We start from the raw sequence: 14,399 nt of genomic DNA on the forward strand, positions 1-14,399 counted from the left end.
CTCTTGGATCTGCCGGCCGATCTTTGGGTGAGGTGGTCCTAGTTCGAGACGACATCCACCTGATCGTAACCCGCTGTAAAGCCGGTCAGCGACAGTGAAAGCTCGACCTTCTGGTCGGGGGCCGGTGCCGGGACAAGCGTGACAAGGGCACGGTTTCCGCGCTTGAACGAGTTGATGTCCTCGTTGGTCAGACCGATCTGCGCGACACAGCCGATCGGGTTGCAGAAGGAGTAATTATACCGTTTGCCTGTCCCGCCATCGACCGCGATGGTCAGTTGCGCCGTCAGAAGGGTTTCAAGAGGAACGACCACGGTCGCGCCCGCAACGGCCTGTCCCTGACCTTCCAGACGGAAGAGCGAGATTTCGGCAACCGAATTCCCCTGTTCATCCTGCAGGATCTGCAACAGGGAGCACGGATCTTGTTCGGCCTCGGTCCGGATGCAGGCCAGATCCCAGTCGCCGAATTTCTGCTTGGAATAGCGCTCACCCAGCTGCGCCTCGCCGTCATTCACGGCTTGTCCCAGATCGAGCTGGCTGTTGCCCTGTGATCCCGCATCCGGGTTGGTGTCGTCCTGCTGCTCGTTCTCGGTCTGTGGCGTTTCGGAGGTATCATCCTGTGCCAAAACCGGCGCCGATACCGCCAAGAGCGCGATGACGGAAAGGGAAGTCAAATGTCTCAACATGAGTGTCTCTTCATTGGTAAACCGCGTCGGTGGGGGTCTATCACGGCTCTACGAGAGTGTCAGGGGCTTATCGCGGAAACCCGCGCGTTTGTGTCCGGGCCGGGCATCAAAAAAGGAGGCCGCAAGCAGCCCCCTTTTCAAATGGTTCTCCCCGTCGGACTGGCCGACTTAGTTATTGCGGGAACGTTACGAAAGGGTCACGCGGCGGTCAACTGGAAACCCTGCACTTTTCTTGGCAAATGGACGGTTTGTGATGGCTTTTTCATACGTATGCAAATGAACAAACCCAAAAAGGGCCGCACCCGGGGGCGCGGCCAGTCTGACAGGGAGGAAGTCCGTCAAGCGCTGCAGGTTGCAGCTCGGACAAAAGGACTATCGCAGGGAAAGGTTAACTTAGTATGGTCGGCGCCACTGAACCGCACGAAGAGAGCTGACATTTTATGCAAGACCGGATTTTCATAGGCGGGGGCGGCCCCGATTATGGCGAAAAGCAGGGGCTTACGCTGAAATACGCCAACCGCCACGGGTTGATCGCGGGCGCGACGGGAACGGGCAAGACGGTCACGCTCCAGATCCTGGCCGAAGGGTTCTCCGATCAGGGCGTGCCGGTCTTCCTGTCCGATGTCAAAGGGGATCTGTCGGGGCTCGCGGCTTCGGGCACGGACAGCCATAAGCTGCACGCGCCGTTCATGGAGCGCGCGGCCAAGATCGGCTTTGATGAGTATCGCTATGCCGCCTCTCCGGTCACGTTCTGGGACCTCTTCGGAGAGCAGGGCCACCCGATCCGAACCACCGTGGCCGAGATGGGCCCGCTGCTGCTGGCCCGCCTGCTGGAACTGACAGAGGCCCAGGAAGGCATCCTTAACATCGCCTTCCGGCTGGCCGATGAGGAGGGGCTCCCGCTTCTTGATCTCAAGGACCTGCAGGCGCTGCTTGTCTGGATCGGGGAAAGCCGGGACAAGTTGTCCCTGCGCTATGGCAATATCTCGGTTGCCTCCATCGGTGCGATCCAACGGCGTCTTCTGGTGATCGAGAACCAGGGCGCGGCCAAACTGTTCGGGGAACCCGCGCTTGAGCTGGCTGACATCATGCGGACCGCACCGGACGGGCGGGGCATGGTCAATATCCTGGCGGCGGATACGTTGATGGCCTCGCCGGGGCTTTATGCGACGTTCCTACTGTGGTTACTCAGTGAACTCTTCGAAGAACTGCCCGAAGTGGGCGATCCGGACAAACCCAAGCTGGTCTTTTTCTTTGACGAGGCGCATCTGCTCTTTGACGACGCGCCCAAGGCCCTCGTGGACAAGGTCGAACAGGTGGCGCGGCTGATCCGGTCCAAGGGCGTGGGCGTTTACTTTATCACCCAGAACCCGGCGGATGTGCCCGAGGATATCCTGGGCCAGCTTGGCAACCGCATTCAGCACGCATTGCGCGCATTCACGGCCAAGGACCGCAAGAACCTCAAGATGGCGGCAGAGACTTACCGCGAGAATCCTCGCTTCGACACCGAAGAGGCGATACGCGAAGTTGGGGTGGGGGAAGCGGTGACCTCCATGCTGATGAAGAAAGGCGTGCCGGGTATCGTGGAACGCACGCTGATCCGCCCGCCATCCTCACAACTTGGGCCGATCACCAAGGCCGAGCGCAAGGCGATCATGGCGGCCTCGGACATGGCGGGGAAGTATGACAAGACACTTGATCGCTCCTCGGCGTATGAAATCCTGTCCAAACGTGCCGAAGTCGCAGCCCAAGAAGCAGAGAAGGCCGAGGCCGCTGCGGAGGACCTGGAACCGGCCTTCCGCGAGTTCAACGCAGGCCGCCGGTATTCAGGGACACGCGTCTCCCGCTCGACATCCCGGGCGCCACGCCGGGGCAGGGAGAGTTTTGGCGAGGCTATCACCGGCGTTGTGATCAAGGAACTCAAAGGCACAACGGGCCGCCGCATCGTGCGTGGCATCCTTGGGGGACTGTTCAAAGGACGGTAATTTTCTCAAGCGATATCAGAGAGATATCATCTTTCTGAAAAAAAATTCCCGCAGGATGTCGATTGGGCCGTCCCGTGTTCGTCATGTCAATGAAAGCGCACAGGCTTTCGATTGACATGATAGGAGACAGACCATGACACTTATCCAGATCCTCTCCGGCACTGCCGGCATTCTTATCCTCGCCGCTGCGGGCACGATGCTTTTGCCGCGCCACGTTCATGTGGAACGCCAGGCGATGATTTCCAAGCCTGCACAAGAGGTTATTGCCCGTGCCTCATCTTCGGCCGGCTACCAGACGTTCAACCCATACCTGACGGCCGACCCGGCGCTCAAGATCGAACCCTTCGGCCCGGATCAGGGGGTCGGTGCTGCCTTCCGCTTTGACGGCAAGGACGGCACGGGCACCCAGACCGTGGCCGAGGTCACCGAAAGCTCCGTTCGCTACGACATCGACCTCGGGCCCATGGGCAAACCCACCCAGCGGATCGAGGCCACACCCATCTCCGGCGGCACACGCGTTGTGTGGTCCATGGACGCAGATATGGGCTTCAACCCGATCGGGCGCGTCATGGGGCTTTTCATGGACGGGATGATCGGGAAGACTTTCGAACAGGGGCTCAAGAACCTCGACAAGGCCGCGTAAGCCAAGACAACAGGGAACAGATCAATGCGTTACACATTTTTGCTTTATACCGACCCCGCCGACCTCGCCCATATGACACCAGAGGATTGGGAGAAGGAAAAGGAAGTCTACGGCGCCTATATCGGCGCGCTGCAGGAGGCGGGGGTCTTCGTTGACACCGACTGGCTGATGCCGGTGGAGACGGCGACGACGCTCAGCATGAAAGGCGGCGTGAAACAGGTGCAGGACGGCCCCTTTGCCGAAACCAAAGAAACGCTGGGCGGGAACTTCGTCATCGATGTGCCCGACCTCGACGCCGCCCTTGCCTGGGCCGAGAAATGCCCCGCCGCCAAGACCGGCAAGATCGAAATCCGCGCCTCCGCCATGGGGCAGGAGTGAGCGAGGCGGTCCGCGCGGCAGAGATCGCGGCGCGGGCCTCTTACGGGAAGTTGCTGGCGATCCTGTCGCAGCGGACCCGAGATATCGCAGCCGCCGAAGATGCGCTGGCCGATGCCTTCGCGGCGGCGCTGAACACCTGGCCCGACCGCGGCGTGCCCGCCAATCCCGATGCCTGGCTTCTGACAGCGGCGCGCAATCGTCTGACCGACACCCAGCGCCGGGCGGCGCGGATGGAGGTCACCGACGAGGTACCCGAAATGGCAGAGACGCGCGCGGATCCCGAAAGCCTGCCCGACAGACGCCTTGCGCTGATGTGCGTCTGCGCCCATCCCGCCATCGCGACAGAGATGCACACACCTTTGATCTTGCAATGCGTTCTGGGGCTGGAGGCGCAGCAGATCGCGCGCGCGTTCCTCGACAGCCCCACGGCATTGGCCCAGCGACTGGTCCGCGCCAAGCGCAAGATCCGCGATGCAGGCATCCCCTTCGTGGTGCCGGGGGGGAGCTGCCCGAGCGGATGGATGCGATCTATGAGGCGATCTACGCCGTTCACGCGCTCGACTGGATCGACCCGTCCGATGATCTGGGGCATGAGGCGATGTTCCTGGCCGACATGCTTGTCCGCCTGCGCCCCGACGACCCCGAAGCGCGGGGCCTTGCCGCGCTGATCGCGATGACCCAAGCCCGCCGGGACGCGCGGGTGGTAGAGGGCTGTCTGGTCCCCGTGCCGGAGCAGGATACAAAGCTCTGGGACCACGCGCTCAACCGCTATGCCCTGCGGCATCTCTCCATCGCGCAGGCGCAGCGCCGCCCCGGCCGCTTCCAGATCGAAGCGGCGATCCAGGCGGTCCATGTCCATCGGCACGAAACCGGCCGGACCGACTGGCAAAGCTTGCTGGCGCTTTACGACGGCCTCTGGGCGCTCTGCCCCACGCCGGGTGTGGCCGTGGCGCGGGTGTCGGTCCTAAGCCATGTCGAAGGCCCGGAGGTGCCCTTGGAGGTGCTGAACCGGATCAAGGGGCTGGAGGTGTTTCAGCCGGCGCATGCCCTTCGCGCGGATATCCTTGCGCGGAAAGGCCAGGAGCACGACGCGTGCCAAAGCTATCAGAAGGCGATTTCTCTGACGGTAGAGCCGGCTCTTCGTCGCTATCTCGAAAAGCAGAGAAGCCAGATTTCGCGCAATACCGCAGATAAAAGTCCTTCAATTTACACGGCTGAACCAAAACCCTAGCTTCGGCTTCATGATTATTTTCCTACGAGCGATTTCAACCTTCGGCATTTTTCTATTCGGCAGCCTCCTCATCCTGCTGATGCAGAACCCCAAAATACTTGAGACATCCGCCGTCGGCTTTGTGCAAAACCAGATCACCAAAGAGGTGAGAGAACGCTTTCCCACGCTGTCTGCGGATGAGCTGTCGCGCGGCCTGAGCCTGCTTTCAGATCGCCTGGGAGAACGGCAGGACCGCATCCTGACACAGCTGGAAGAACAACTTCCGGAATATGTGGGGGAAATCGTCGGGGCGTATTGTGGATGCAAGGAGAGCGGAGAGGCCTTTGCCCAGAACCTGCGAGCCAGCATGGAGGGGCACGCGCAAAGGCTGGGGTTCGCTCAAGGAAACCTGTCGGACCTCATCATTGGCAAATACGATCGGATCGTGGCCGCGCTGAGGCAGGATTTGATGATCTTTCTGGGTGTAAACCTTGTGGCCTTCCTGTCCGTCTTGGGTGCCACGTTCACCCCACCGAACAGGCGACCGCTGACGGTCTATCCCGCCGGACTGCTGATCGTCTCTGTCGGTATCAGCTCCTACCTTTATCTTTTCAACACCAATTGGTTCTACGCGATCCTGTTTCAGGACTACGCAGGGCTTGCCTATGCGGCGGGCATGCTGGTGATATTCGCGTTCCTCTGCGACATCGTTCTGAACCGTGCGCGGGTCAGCTTGCGTATGCTATCTCATTTGCCATCGGCTTTCGTTCCGGCCGGGTGTTGAAAAGGATCAGGTTCGGCTACCTCTCCGGGATCAACCCACGGGGGCTGAACCGCAGCACCAAAAGCAGGATTACCCCCATCGTCAGCAATCGCATATGGGCGGCTGAATCGAGAAGGTGCTCTTTGAGCGCGCTGCCATCGGCAAGGCCTGCTGTCAGGGTCTGGATAACGAAAAGCCCCATCGGCTCCACCTGCACCCAGAGGAACCAGATGAGGAACCCGCCCAGCACCGCTCCGAAATTGTTGCCGGAGCCGCCGACGATTACCATCACCCAGACAAGGAAGGTAAAGCGCAGCGGCTGATAGGTGCCGGGCGTCAACTGACCGTCCAGCGTCGTCATCATCGCGCCCGCGATGCCGCAGACGGCAGAGCCCAGGATGAAGATCTGGAGGTGTCGCGCGGTGACATCCTTGCCCATCGCCTCTGCCGCGACCTCGTTGTCGCGGATGGCGCGCATCATGCGGCCCCACGGGCTGTTGAGCGCTTTCTGGGCGAGCCACAGCAGGATCAGAAGCACGACGAGGAACAGGATAGAGTATCCGAGCTTCACATAGAGCGACGAGGCGGTGACCGGGTTGAGGCCCAGATCGACGGCGCGTTCGACGAAGGAGGGGTCGTTCTGCAGGTCGATCTCGCGCGGGACGGGGCGGGGGATGCCGATGACATTCTTGACGCCGCGCGCCAGCCAGTCTTCGTTCTTGAGCACCGAGATGATGATCTCGGCAATGCCCAGCGTCGCGATGGCAAGGTAGTCCGAGCGGAGGCCCAGGGCCGTCTTGCCGATCAGCCAGGCAACCCCGGCAGCCAGCACTCCGCCGATGGGCCAGGCGATCAGCACCGGCAGGCCCAGCCCGCCGAGATAGCCGGTTGCAGCCGGGTTCACCGCTTCGACGGCCTCCACGGCGGGGTCAAAGACGGCACGGTAGAGCACAAAGCCCCCGATAAGCACCGCCAGCATCGCGAGGGTGCGCGCGCGCCCGGCGGGCAGGCGTTTCATCACCATGATCGCAGCGACGATAGTGGCCGCGCCCATCAGAAGGGCCAGAATCACACCGGTGCCGCCTGCGGCCCACGCCTCGGTCGTTGGCGGCATGGCGATCAGCACCGCAGCAAGGCCCCCGAGGGCGACAAAGCCCATCACGCCGACGTTGAAGAGCCCGGCAAAGCCCCATTGCAGGTTCACACCCAGGGCCATGATCGCCGAGATGAGCCCCATATTCAGGATCAGAAGCGCGGAATTCCAGCTTTGCCCGATGCCGGTGGCGATGATCAAAGCGCCCACCAGAGCGAACAGGCCCACGTTTTTCAAAGCGTCATTCATACCGCTTTCCCCCGGAAAAGGCCCGTCGGGCGGAAGAGAAGCACGATCAGCAGGATCACGAAGCTGACCGCGAATTTGTAGTCTGTGCTGAGAAGCTGGACGAGGCCGTCGGGCTGAAGCTCCTCCGGCAGGATGTAATTGGCCACCTTACGCCAGGCATAGGTGATCATGACCTCCGAAAATGCGATCACGAAGCCGCCCGCAATGGCGCCCAGAGGGCTGCCAAGCCCGCCGACGATGGCGGCGGCAAAGATCGGCAGCAGAAGCTGGAAATAAGTGAAGGGTTTGAAGCTTTTGTCGAGCCCGTAAAGCACACCCGCCACCGTCGCGAGGGCGGCCACGATAAGCCACGTATACATCACCACCCGCTCAGGATTGATGCCCGACAGCAGCGCCAGATCCTCGTTATCGGAATAGGCGCGCATCGACTTGCCCGTCCGCGTGCGGTTGAGAAACCAGAAGAGCAGGGCAACCACGATAATGGCCGTTATGACGGTGATGCCCTGCGAGGTCTTGATCGCAAGCCCCTCCCGCAGGCCGGTGAGGTCCCGGAACTCCCGCGCGGAGATGATGAAGCGCTCGCCATCGCCAAACCGTTGATCATCGGGGCCGATGATGAAGCGGACAAGCCCGTTCATGATGAACATCACGCCCATAGAGACGATCACAAGGATCACGGGCTTTGCCTTCTGCTCGCGGTAAAAGCGATAGACGGTCCGGTCGGTGATCAGCAGCAGCGCCATGCAGCCGAGCATGCCAAAGGGCAGGGCGAGAAGTGCCGTTGGCAGGGGACCGAAACTGATGCCCACCGATTGCATCCACCAGGTAACAAGGATCGTGGTCATCGCGCCGAAAGCCATGGTGTCCCCATGAGCGAAATTCGAAAACCGCAGGATCCCGTAGATCAACGTGACCCCAAGCGCGCCAAGCGCCAATTGGCTGCCATAGGCGATGGCGGGGACCAGCACGAAGTTGGAAAGCGCCACAAAGGCATTCAGGAAGTCCATCACACGCTTTCCTTTTTGATGGTGCAGACGTCTTCGGCGGCCATGATGTTCATGTCCGTCAAAAGATTGTTGTTATGAAAGCTCAGCGTACCCACCGCCTGGGCTTGCGCGTTTTCCGTCTGCTTGGGTCGTGTGACAGTCAGCATCCAGGATCCGTGTAAGTCTCCTGATGTGAAAAAGGTCCAGGTTTTCGCGCCAATGGACCTCTCCGACACGATCGCGGGCCATGGGGAGGATGCGGGCGATCCCGGTGTCCAGAATTCGGCCACAGATACGCCTTCTTCAACACGAACCTTTACGACTGACGGTGTTTGTCGTTGGTTTTCGGAGCATTCGGTATGTGCCGGACAAAACAAAGTGAAGGCGCAGGTGATCAGATAGATCATCGTGGCTAGCCTCCCAAAAACGACTTGCGGACTTCCGGATCGGCCAGCAGTTCTTTGCCCGTCCCGGTATAGGCATTCCGCCCCTGAACCAGGACATAACCCTTGTCGGCGATCTCTAGCGCCTGCCGCGCGTTCTGTTCGACCATCAGGATCGGGATGCCGGTGCGGGCGACCTCGATGATGCGGTCGAAAAGTTCGTCCATCACGATGGGGGAGACGCCCGCTGTCGGTTCGTCCAGCATCAGCACCTTGGGCTGGGTCATCAGCGCGCGGCCCACCGCCACTTGCTGGCGCTGCCCGCCGGACAGCTCTCCGGCCGCCTGCAGGCGCTTTTCCTTGAGGATCGGGAACAGGTCATAGACCTGCGCCATCGTGTCCGAAAAATCGTCGCGCCGGATAAAGGCACCCATTTCCAGGTTTTCCTCCACTGTCATCGACGTAAAGATATTCGATGTCTGGGGGACAAAACCCATGCCCTTGACCACCCGGGCCTGCGGGGTGAGGTCGGTGATGTCTTCTCCGTCCAGCCGGACCGAGCCTTGGCGCACATCCAGCATCCCGAACACAGCCTTCATCGCCGTCGACTTGCCTGCACCGTTGGGGCCGACGATCACCGCAATCTCACCGGGGTTCACCGCAATCGTGCACTCATGCAGAATATCGGGCCCCCGACCATACCCGCCCGTCATCGTATCGCCGATCAGAAAAGCCTGCGCCGTGTCCATCGGATGTCCCGTTCCGGGCTGCGCTTGCAGGGTGCCCGCGCCGTGGGCCTTGGTGATGGTGCGGTCCTTGTTGCCGCGATCATCCTGGTACGGATTACCGCTCATCGCGCGTCCCCTGCTTCTTCTCGATAAAAATACGGAAAAACCCGCGCTCTCAACCCGGTCATGCGGTGGCCTTGTTCTTGAGGCCGGTGCCCAGATAGGCCTCGATCACCTGCTCGTTGGCCTTGATTTCGGCCAATGTGCCTTCGGCCAGCACCTTGCCTTCGGCCATGCAGATGACCGGGTCACAGATTTTACCGATGAAATCCATGTCATGTTCGATCACGACAAAGGTGTAATTCCGCTCTTTGTTGAGCCTCAGGATCGCGTCACCGATCGTATTGAGAAGCGTGCGGTTCACGCCCGCGCCGACCTCGTCCAGAAAGACGATCTTGGCATCGACCATCATGGTGCGGCCCAATTCCAGCAGCTTTTTCTGCCCGCCTGAGACCTGACCCGCCTTGTGGTCGGCCAGATGGGAGATCGTCAGGAATTCGAGAACTTCTTCGGCTTTAGCGCGCAGCGCGCGTTCCTCGTCGGCGATGCGGCGACGACCGAACCAGGTGTTCCAGAGCGTCTCGCCCGATTGCCCGCCGGGGACCATCATCAGGTTCTCACGGCAGGACATGGAGCTGAATTCATGTGCGATCTGGAAGGTGCGCAACAACCCTTTGTGAAAAAGCTCATGCGGCGGCAGGCCGGTGATATCCTCGCCATCCATTGTCACACGACCTGACGTTGGATTAAGAACGCCCGCGATCACATTGAAAAGCGTTGTTTTTCCGGCGCCATTCGGACCGATCAACCCGGTGATGGAGCCTGGAGCGATCGAGAGTGTGGCGCCGTCCACCGCGTGGAACCCGCCAAAATGCTTGTGCACGTCTTCGACGACGATCATGTCTTCCCCTGCGCCGAGTGGTCCCGGCGTTTGTTATGGAAACGGCCCGAACCGCAAGGGTCCGGGCCGTCTGATGTTACGTCACTTCGGACTTAGCGGAACTTCGCCGTGGTGATCTTGCCGCCTTCGACGACAATCTGGCGGTAGTTGCCCGCGCTTTCACCAGCACCGATCAATTCGACGGCGGTTGCGCCAACATAGTCGATCTCACCACCGTCTTTCAGGATCTGCAGACCCTTGGCCAGCTCGCCCGGGAAGATCTGTTCGCCCGGTGCGTTGGCGACGTTCATGATCTCACCTTTGAAATCGGCGCTGTCCGTGGAATTGGCCGCCTGCATCGCCAGCATGATCAGAGCCGCCGCATCATAGCTTTCCGGCGTGAAGGGGGAGGTGGCGTCGAACGCGTCGCCCACCATGTCGGTGAACATCGCAGCACCTTCGCTGTCGGTGCCGGGATGCTGACCGGTGGAGCCTTCGATCTCGTCGCCGAAATTGGCTTCGAGCTGCGCGCCGATCATCCCGTCGGGGAAGTGGAACGTGTCAAACGCCCCGCTATCGAGGGCCGCGCGCACGATGCCCGACCCGCCCTGGTCGACATAGCCTGCCACCACCAGACGCTCCCCTCCAGCCGAGGCGAGGGCGCCCACTTCGGCCGAATAGTCGGCTTTGCCGTCTTCATGCGCGGCCGAGATGGTCACTGTGCCACCGGCTTCTTCAAAAGCCTGCTGGAAGCTGTCGGCCAGACCCTTGCCATAGTCGTTGTTGGTGTAGGTCAGCGCGACCTCGTTGATGCCTTCTTCCATCAGCACTTCGGTCATCACCACGCCCTGGCGGGCATCCGACGGCGCGGTGCGGAAGAAAAGATCGTTGTCTTCAGCCGTGGAGAGGGCCGGCGATGTTGCGGAGGGGGAGATCATCACGACGCCATTCGGCACGGCGACGTTGGACAGGATCGCGCCCGTCACACCGGAGCAATCGGCGCCCATGATGGCGCTCACCCCGTCAGAGGTCACAAGACGTTCGGCGGCTGCGGTTGCCGCACCCGCATCGACGCAGGTCGAATCCGCGCGCACTGGCGTCACCTTGGCGGCATCCAGCAACAGCCCGCTTTCCGTCACCTCTGCCATCGCCAGCTCGGCGCCGTCCGCCATGGACGGCGTCAGCGATTCAATCGGACCGGTAAAGCCGAGGATGATGCCGATCTTGACTTCCGTGGCATGTCCGTCAGCAAAGGCCGACCCGGCCATCAGCGCGGTGGCCGCAGTTGCCATAAGCAGCTTTTTCATTGAGTTACTCCCGTGTTGGAACATGTCGTTCAGCCAAAAACTTAGGCAAGTGTTTTCAAAAAGGAAAGCGTTATCGACGGGGCCCTTTCTGCAGACAGGCGGGCATCAAATTCGCGTAAGTGCCCTCGCGCGGCGACCTGCGCGAGCTATCTTGAATAGCGGCTGTCAATTGGAGGGATCTAGATGCGTTTTGCTCTGTCGGCTTTTGCGGCGCTGTCTTTGTCGTCGGCGGCCTTTGCCAACACTCTGGAAAGTTCAGCGGGTGCGCTGAACATAACGCCCATGGTGACCGGCCTTGATGCGCCCTGGGCCGTCGATTTCGTGCCGGACGGAGGGTTTCTGGTCACCGAACGCGATGGCGATCTGATCTACATCGCGGATGGAACCGCCACCCGCGTCGCGGGCGTGCCGGATGTGGCGGCACGTGGCCAGGGTGGTCTGCTTGATGTCACGGTGGCGCAGGATTTTGCCCAGACCCGAGAGATTTTCCTGACCTATGCCAAACCGCAATCCCGCGGCGCGGGGACCGCATTGACCGTCGCGCGGTTTAGTGAGGACGGAACCGCGTTGGAAAACAGCCGCGAGATTTTCGAGGCAGCGCCGGGCTTCTCTGGCGGGCGCCATTTCGGAAGCCGCGTGGTGGAGGCACAGGACGGAACCCTCTTTGTCACGATCGGCGATCGCGGGAACCGCCCGTCGGCGCAGGACCGCAGCAATCACAACGGAGCGGTGGTTCGGATCAATCGCGACGGCTCGGTGCCCGATGACAACCCGTTTGTGGGCCAATCGAACGTGCAGCCTGAAATATGGTCCTACGGGCATCGCAACCCGCAAGGCGCGGGGCTCGATCTTGAGGGCAGGCTCTGGACCTCGGAGCACGGAGCCCAGGGCGGAGATGAGGTTAACCTTGTGCAACGGGGCGCCAATTTCGGTTGGCCGGTCATTTCGTACGGAGAGCATTACGGAGGCGGTCGCATCGGGGAGGGGACCGAGAAGGCCGGCATGGAACAACCGGCCTATTACTGGGATCCCTCGATGGCTCCGTCGGGGTTGATGGTCTATTCAGGCGCGCTTTGGCCGGAATGGCGCGGTGACATTTTCGTCGGAAGCCTGAAATTCGACTATATCAGCCGGTTGGATGGCGGGGGCGTCACCGAGGTCGAACAGATCGAAGGCGATGCCACCTCGCGCGTGCGCGATATCGTGGAAGCATCAGACGGGTCGATCTGGTTTGTCAGCGTGGGCGATGGGGCGATCTACCGGATCACTCCGGGCTAAGGCTGAACGGCAGGGTGAAGCACGGGCCAGGTGGCCAGCGCCACGCAGAACCCTCCGGTTGCGCCGCAAATGCCTCCCAGAAGGGCCACTTGCCAGATCGTCCAGTCCGGCTCGGCCAGTCCGGCGCCCAGCAGGATCAGCGCCATGGCCGGGATCCAGCCCAGCGCGTTGGCGATGATCCAGTGGTCACGGCGCAAGGCATCTGGAAGGGCCAGTGATTGCACGGCACCCAGAATGGCGCCCATCAACAGCCCTAGGCCACCGCCGAACACGGTGACCAGCAAAACGCCTGGCTCGCCGGTGGCATCGCCGCCCGCGCCGCCGAAACGCCCCAAGACGGACGCGCCGTACCCCACTGCCGATCCCAGGATCGTCAGAGTGACCCACCATCGTGGCATTAGCTTGAGTTGCCGAAGGGTCTGGCGCTGTGCGGTGCCCAGCAAAAGGCCCTCGCAAGCACCGGCCAGCACGATCCAGTATGCCCCCAACACCAGGCCGCGATCCAGCGCCGCATACGTTGAGGCCACGATTGCGATCCCCAAACCTTCGGCCAGCATGACGAAAACGATATACCGAAGCATTCAAACCCTCGCTTTGAAGCGAGTCTAGCCGCGTGATGCCGTGCTGGGTTTGATCTAACGCAAGTGATTTTCACATGTGAAGCAGCGCTCGCCGTCTTTCGTAATTCCGGGCAGTCGCTTGCTGAACGGCCACGTCAGATCGACAGGCGCGCCGCCTGGGTGCCCCGCTCGCGATAAGGAGTGGTATCGTAATGGGCGCGATAGCACTTTGAAAAATGCGATGGTGAGGCAAACCCGCAAGCCAGGGCGACATTGATGACGCTCATATCCGTCTGCATCAGCAGATTGCGGGCCTTTTGAAGCCGCAACTCCATGTAGTAACGCTTGGGGCTGCGGTTGAGATAGCGCCGGAAGAGCCGTTCAAGTTGTCGCGTCGACATGCCCACGTCCTTTGCCAGGATCGACGGGCTGATCGGCTCCTCGATATTGGCCTCCATCATCTGGATGACCTGGCTAAGCTTGGGGTGGCGTACGCCGATGCGGGTAGGAACGGACAGCCTTTGCGTATCCTGGTCGGTGCGAATGGACGAATAGATAAGCTGATCCGCCACCGCATTGGCCAGCTCTTCGCCGTGATCATCTGCGATCAATTTCAGCATCAGATCGATGGAGGATGTGCCGCCCGCCGTTGTCATGCGTGTGCCATCAACGACGAAAACCGACTTTGTCAGTTCGACCTCATCGAATTCCTCGGCAAAGCTGTCCTGGTTCTCCCAATGGATTGTCGCCCTTTTGCCGTCTATCAGGCCGGCCTTTGCCATGGTGTAGCCCGCGGTGCAAAGCCCGCCGATCGTCAACCCCTTGCGCGCCTCGCGCCGGATCCAGTTGAGCAGGCGGCGCGTAGTGGCCTGTTGCACGTCGATCCCGCCGCAAAGCATGACCGTGTCGTCGCGCAGCAACTCGCCAAGGTCGCCGTCCACGGAAAAGGACGTGCCCGCCGAGCATTGCACCTGCTCGCCGCCTTCGCCCACAAGGTACCAAGAATAAAGCTCTTGCCCTGCCATGCGGTTCGCGATCCGCAGGCTTTCCAGCGCCGACGCGAAACAAAGCATGGTGAAGTTGTCCAGCAGGACAAAAACGAAACGGCGGGGCTTGGCCGGGGGGCTGTCCAGTTCGACAACTTGACGTTGCTCTTTCATGGCTGGCGTCCTTTGCTGGCACACCCTCTCAACTGGGGTGTTTTCGCGCGATA

Annotated in this window: 16 protein-coding genes; 7 read left to right on the plus strand and 9 right to left on the minus strand. The window is 61.1% G+C overall.

From position 1 onward, the window contains the following. Positions 1-38: 38 nt before the first annotated feature. Complete coding sequence (locus CFI11_RS11595) at positions 39-683, minus strand: invasion associated locus B family protein (protein ID WP_130406088.1); 645 nt, start codon at positions 681-683, stop codon at positions 39-41. Between the two features lie 440 nt (positions 684-1,123). On the opposite strand from CFI11_RS11595, the gene CFI11_RS11600 reads away from it, so the two are divergent. The 6 genes from CFI11_RS11600 to CFI11_RS11620 all read left to right on the plus strand — a co-directional run bounded on the left by CFI11_RS11600 (position 1,124) and on the right by CFI11_RS11620 (position 5,683). Next, positions 1,124-2,668 carry a helicase HerA-like domain-containing protein gene (locus CFI11_RS11600; protein ID WP_130406090.1) on the plus strand — a complete coding sequence of 515 codons (1,545 nt, stop codon included), beginning with the start codon at positions 1,124-1,126 and terminating at the stop codon, positions 2,666-2,668. A 133-nt stretch (positions 2,669-2,801) separates the two neighbouring features. Then, positions 2,802-3,311, plus strand: a complete 510-nt coding sequence (locus CFI11_RS11605) for an SRPBCC family protein (RefSeq protein WP_130406092.1) — start codon at positions 2,802-2,804, stop codon at positions 3,309-3,311. Positions 3,312-3,335: 24 nt separating this feature from the next. Further along, positions 3,336-3,689 carry a YciI family protein gene (locus CFI11_RS11610; protein ID WP_130406094.1) on the plus strand — a complete coding sequence of 118 codons (354 nt, stop codon included), beginning with the start codon at positions 3,336-3,338 and terminating at the stop codon, positions 3,687-3,689. Beyond that, on the plus strand, positions 3,686-4,357 hold the full coding sequence (locus CFI11_RS24490; RefSeq protein ID WP_217358769.1) for a sigma factor: 672 nt from the start codon (positions 3,686-3,688) through the stop codon (positions 4,355-4,357). Before CFI11_RS11610 ends, CFI11_RS24490 begins: the two co-directional genes overlap by 4 nt. Further along, positions 4,255-4,920, plus strand: a complete 666-nt coding sequence (locus tag CFI11_RS24945; protein WP_371687483.1) for a DUF6596 domain-containing protein — start codon at positions 4,255-4,257, stop codon at positions 4,918-4,920. Before CFI11_RS24490 ends, CFI11_RS24945 begins: the two co-directional genes overlap by 103 nt. Positions 4,921-4,930: 10 nt before the next feature. Next, positions 4,931-5,683, plus strand: coding sequence for a hypothetical protein (locus tag CFI11_RS11620; protein ID WP_130406096.1), 753 nt, complete (start codon positions 4,931-4,933; stop codon positions 5,681-5,683). 16 nt (positions 5,684-5,699) lie between these two features. On the opposite strand, the gene CFI11_RS11625 is transcribed toward CFI11_RS11620, so the two are convergent. The 6 genes from CFI11_RS11625 to CFI11_RS11645 form a co-directional block, all read right to left on the minus strand. Beyond that, on the minus strand, positions 5,700-7,004 hold the full coding sequence (locus tag CFI11_RS11625; protein WP_130406098.1) for a branched-chain amino acid ABC transporter permease: 1,305 nt from the start codon (positions 7,002-7,004) through the stop codon (positions 5,700-5,702). Continuing rightward, entirely contained in the window at positions 7,001-8,011 is a 1,011-nt protein-coding gene (locus CFI11_RS11630) for a branched-chain amino acid ABC transporter permease (RefSeq protein ID WP_130406100.1), read from the minus strand. Before CFI11_RS11630 ends, CFI11_RS11625 begins: the two co-directional genes overlap by 4 nt. Then, positions 8,011-8,157, minus strand: a complete 147-nt coding sequence (locus CFI11_RS24305) for a hypothetical protein (protein WP_165390245.1) — start codon at positions 8,155-8,157, stop codon at positions 8,011-8,013. The genes CFI11_RS11630 and CFI11_RS24305 overlap by 1 nt, the downstream gene beginning before the upstream one ends. Positions 8,158-8,402: 245 nt before the next feature. After that, positions 8,403-9,227 carry an ABC transporter ATP-binding protein gene (locus CFI11_RS11635; RefSeq protein WP_174843498.1) on the minus strand — a complete coding sequence of 275 codons (825 nt, stop codon included), beginning with the start codon at positions 9,225-9,227 and terminating at the stop codon, positions 8,403-8,405. A gap of 58 nt (positions 9,228-9,285) precedes the next feature. Further along, the gene (locus tag CFI11_RS11640; protein ID WP_130406102.1) at positions 9,286-10,062 is read right to left on the minus strand and encodes an ABC transporter ATP-binding protein; all 777 of its coding nucleotides are present in this window, start codon (positions 10,060-10,062) and stop codon (positions 9,286-9,288) included. 92 nt (positions 10,063-10,154) lie between these two features. Next, positions 10,155-11,348 (minus strand): ABC transporter substrate-binding protein, encoded by a 1,194-nt coding sequence (locus CFI11_RS11645; protein WP_130406104.1) that lies wholly within the window; start codon positions 11,346-11,348, stop codon positions 10,155-10,157. A 183-nt stretch (positions 11,349-11,531) separates the two neighbouring features. Here CFI11_RS11645 and CFI11_RS11650 point away from each other — a divergent pair, with 183 nt between their 5' ends. After that, a complete protein-coding gene (locus CFI11_RS11650) occupies positions 11,532-12,626 on the plus strand; it encodes a PQQ-dependent sugar dehydrogenase (protein ID WP_130406106.1) in 1,095 nt (364 codons plus the stop codon). Here CFI11_RS11650 and CFI11_RS11655 read toward each other — a convergent pair. After that, positions 12,623-13,207, minus strand: a complete 585-nt coding sequence (locus tag CFI11_RS11655) for a hypothetical protein (RefSeq protein WP_130406108.1) — start codon at positions 13,205-13,207, stop codon at positions 12,623-12,625. The two genes, CFI11_RS11650 and CFI11_RS11655, sit on opposite strands and share 4 nt — an antisense overlap. A gap of 134 nt (positions 13,208-13,341) precedes the next feature. Further along, the gene (locus CFI11_RS11660; RefSeq protein WP_130406110.1) at positions 13,342-14,346 is read right to left on the minus strand and encodes a GlxA family transcriptional regulator; all 1,005 of its coding nucleotides are present in this window, start codon (positions 14,344-14,346) and stop codon (positions 13,342-13,344) included. Between the last annotated feature and the right edge of the window lie 53 nt (positions 14,347-14,399).

Origin of the sequence: Thalassococcus sp. S3 (assembly GCF_004216475.1) — a bacterium.
Classification (GTDB): Bacteria; Pseudomonadota; Alphaproteobacteria; order Rhodobacterales; family Rhodobacteraceae.

Coding starts and splice junctions, on each gene's coding strand:
- CFI11_RS11595 (WP_130406088.1), bottom strand. CDS start 683: ATGTTGAGACATTTGACTTCCCTTTCCGTCATCGCGCTCTTGGCGGTA.
- CFI11_RS11600 (WP_130406090.1), top strand. CDS start 1,124: ATGCAAGACCGGATTTTCATAGGCGGGGGCGGCCCCGATTATGGCGAA.
- CFI11_RS11605 (WP_130406092.1), top strand. CDS start 2,802: ATGACACTTATCCAGATCCTCTCCGGCACTGCCGGCATTCTTATCCTC.
- CFI11_RS11610 (WP_130406094.1), top strand. CDS start 3,336: ATGCGTTACACATTTTTGCTTTATACCGACCCCGCCGACCTCGCCCAT.
- CFI11_RS11620 (WP_130406096.1), top strand. CDS start 4,931: ATGATTATTTTCCTACGAGCGATTTCAACCTTCGGCATTTTTCTATTC.
- CFI11_RS11625 (WP_130406098.1), bottom strand. CDS start 7,004: ATGAATGACGCTTTGAAAAACGTGGGCCTGTTCGCTCTGGTGGGCGCT.
- CFI11_RS11630 (WP_130406100.1), bottom strand. CDS start 8,011: ATGGACTTCCTGAATGCCTTTGTGGCGCTTTCCAACTTCGTGCTGGTC.
- CFI11_RS24305 (WP_165390245.1), bottom strand. CDS start 8,157: ATGCTGACTGTCACACGACCCAAGCAGACGGAAAACGCGCAAGCCCAG.
- CFI11_RS11635 (WP_174843498.1), bottom strand. CDS start 9,227: ATGAGCGGTAATCCGTACCAGGATGATCGCGGCAACAAGGACCGCACC.
- CFI11_RS11640 (WP_130406102.1), bottom strand. CDS start 10,062: ATGATCGTCGTCGAAGACGTGCACAAGCATTTTGGCGGGTTCCACGCG.
- CFI11_RS11645 (WP_130406104.1), bottom strand. CDS start 11,348: ATGAAAAAGCTGCTTATGGCAACTGCGGCCACCGCGCTGATGGCCGGG.
- CFI11_RS11650 (WP_130406106.1), top strand. CDS start 11,532: ATGCGTTTTGCTCTGTCGGCTTTTGCGGCGCTGTCTTTGTCGTCGGCG.
- CFI11_RS11655 (WP_130406108.1), bottom strand. CDS start 13,207: ATGCTTCGGTATATCGTTTTCGTCATGCTGGCCGAAGGTTTGGGGATC.
- CFI11_RS11660 (WP_130406110.1), bottom strand. CDS start 14,346: ATGAAAGAGCAACGTCAAGTTGTCGAACTGGACAGCCCCCCGGCCAAG.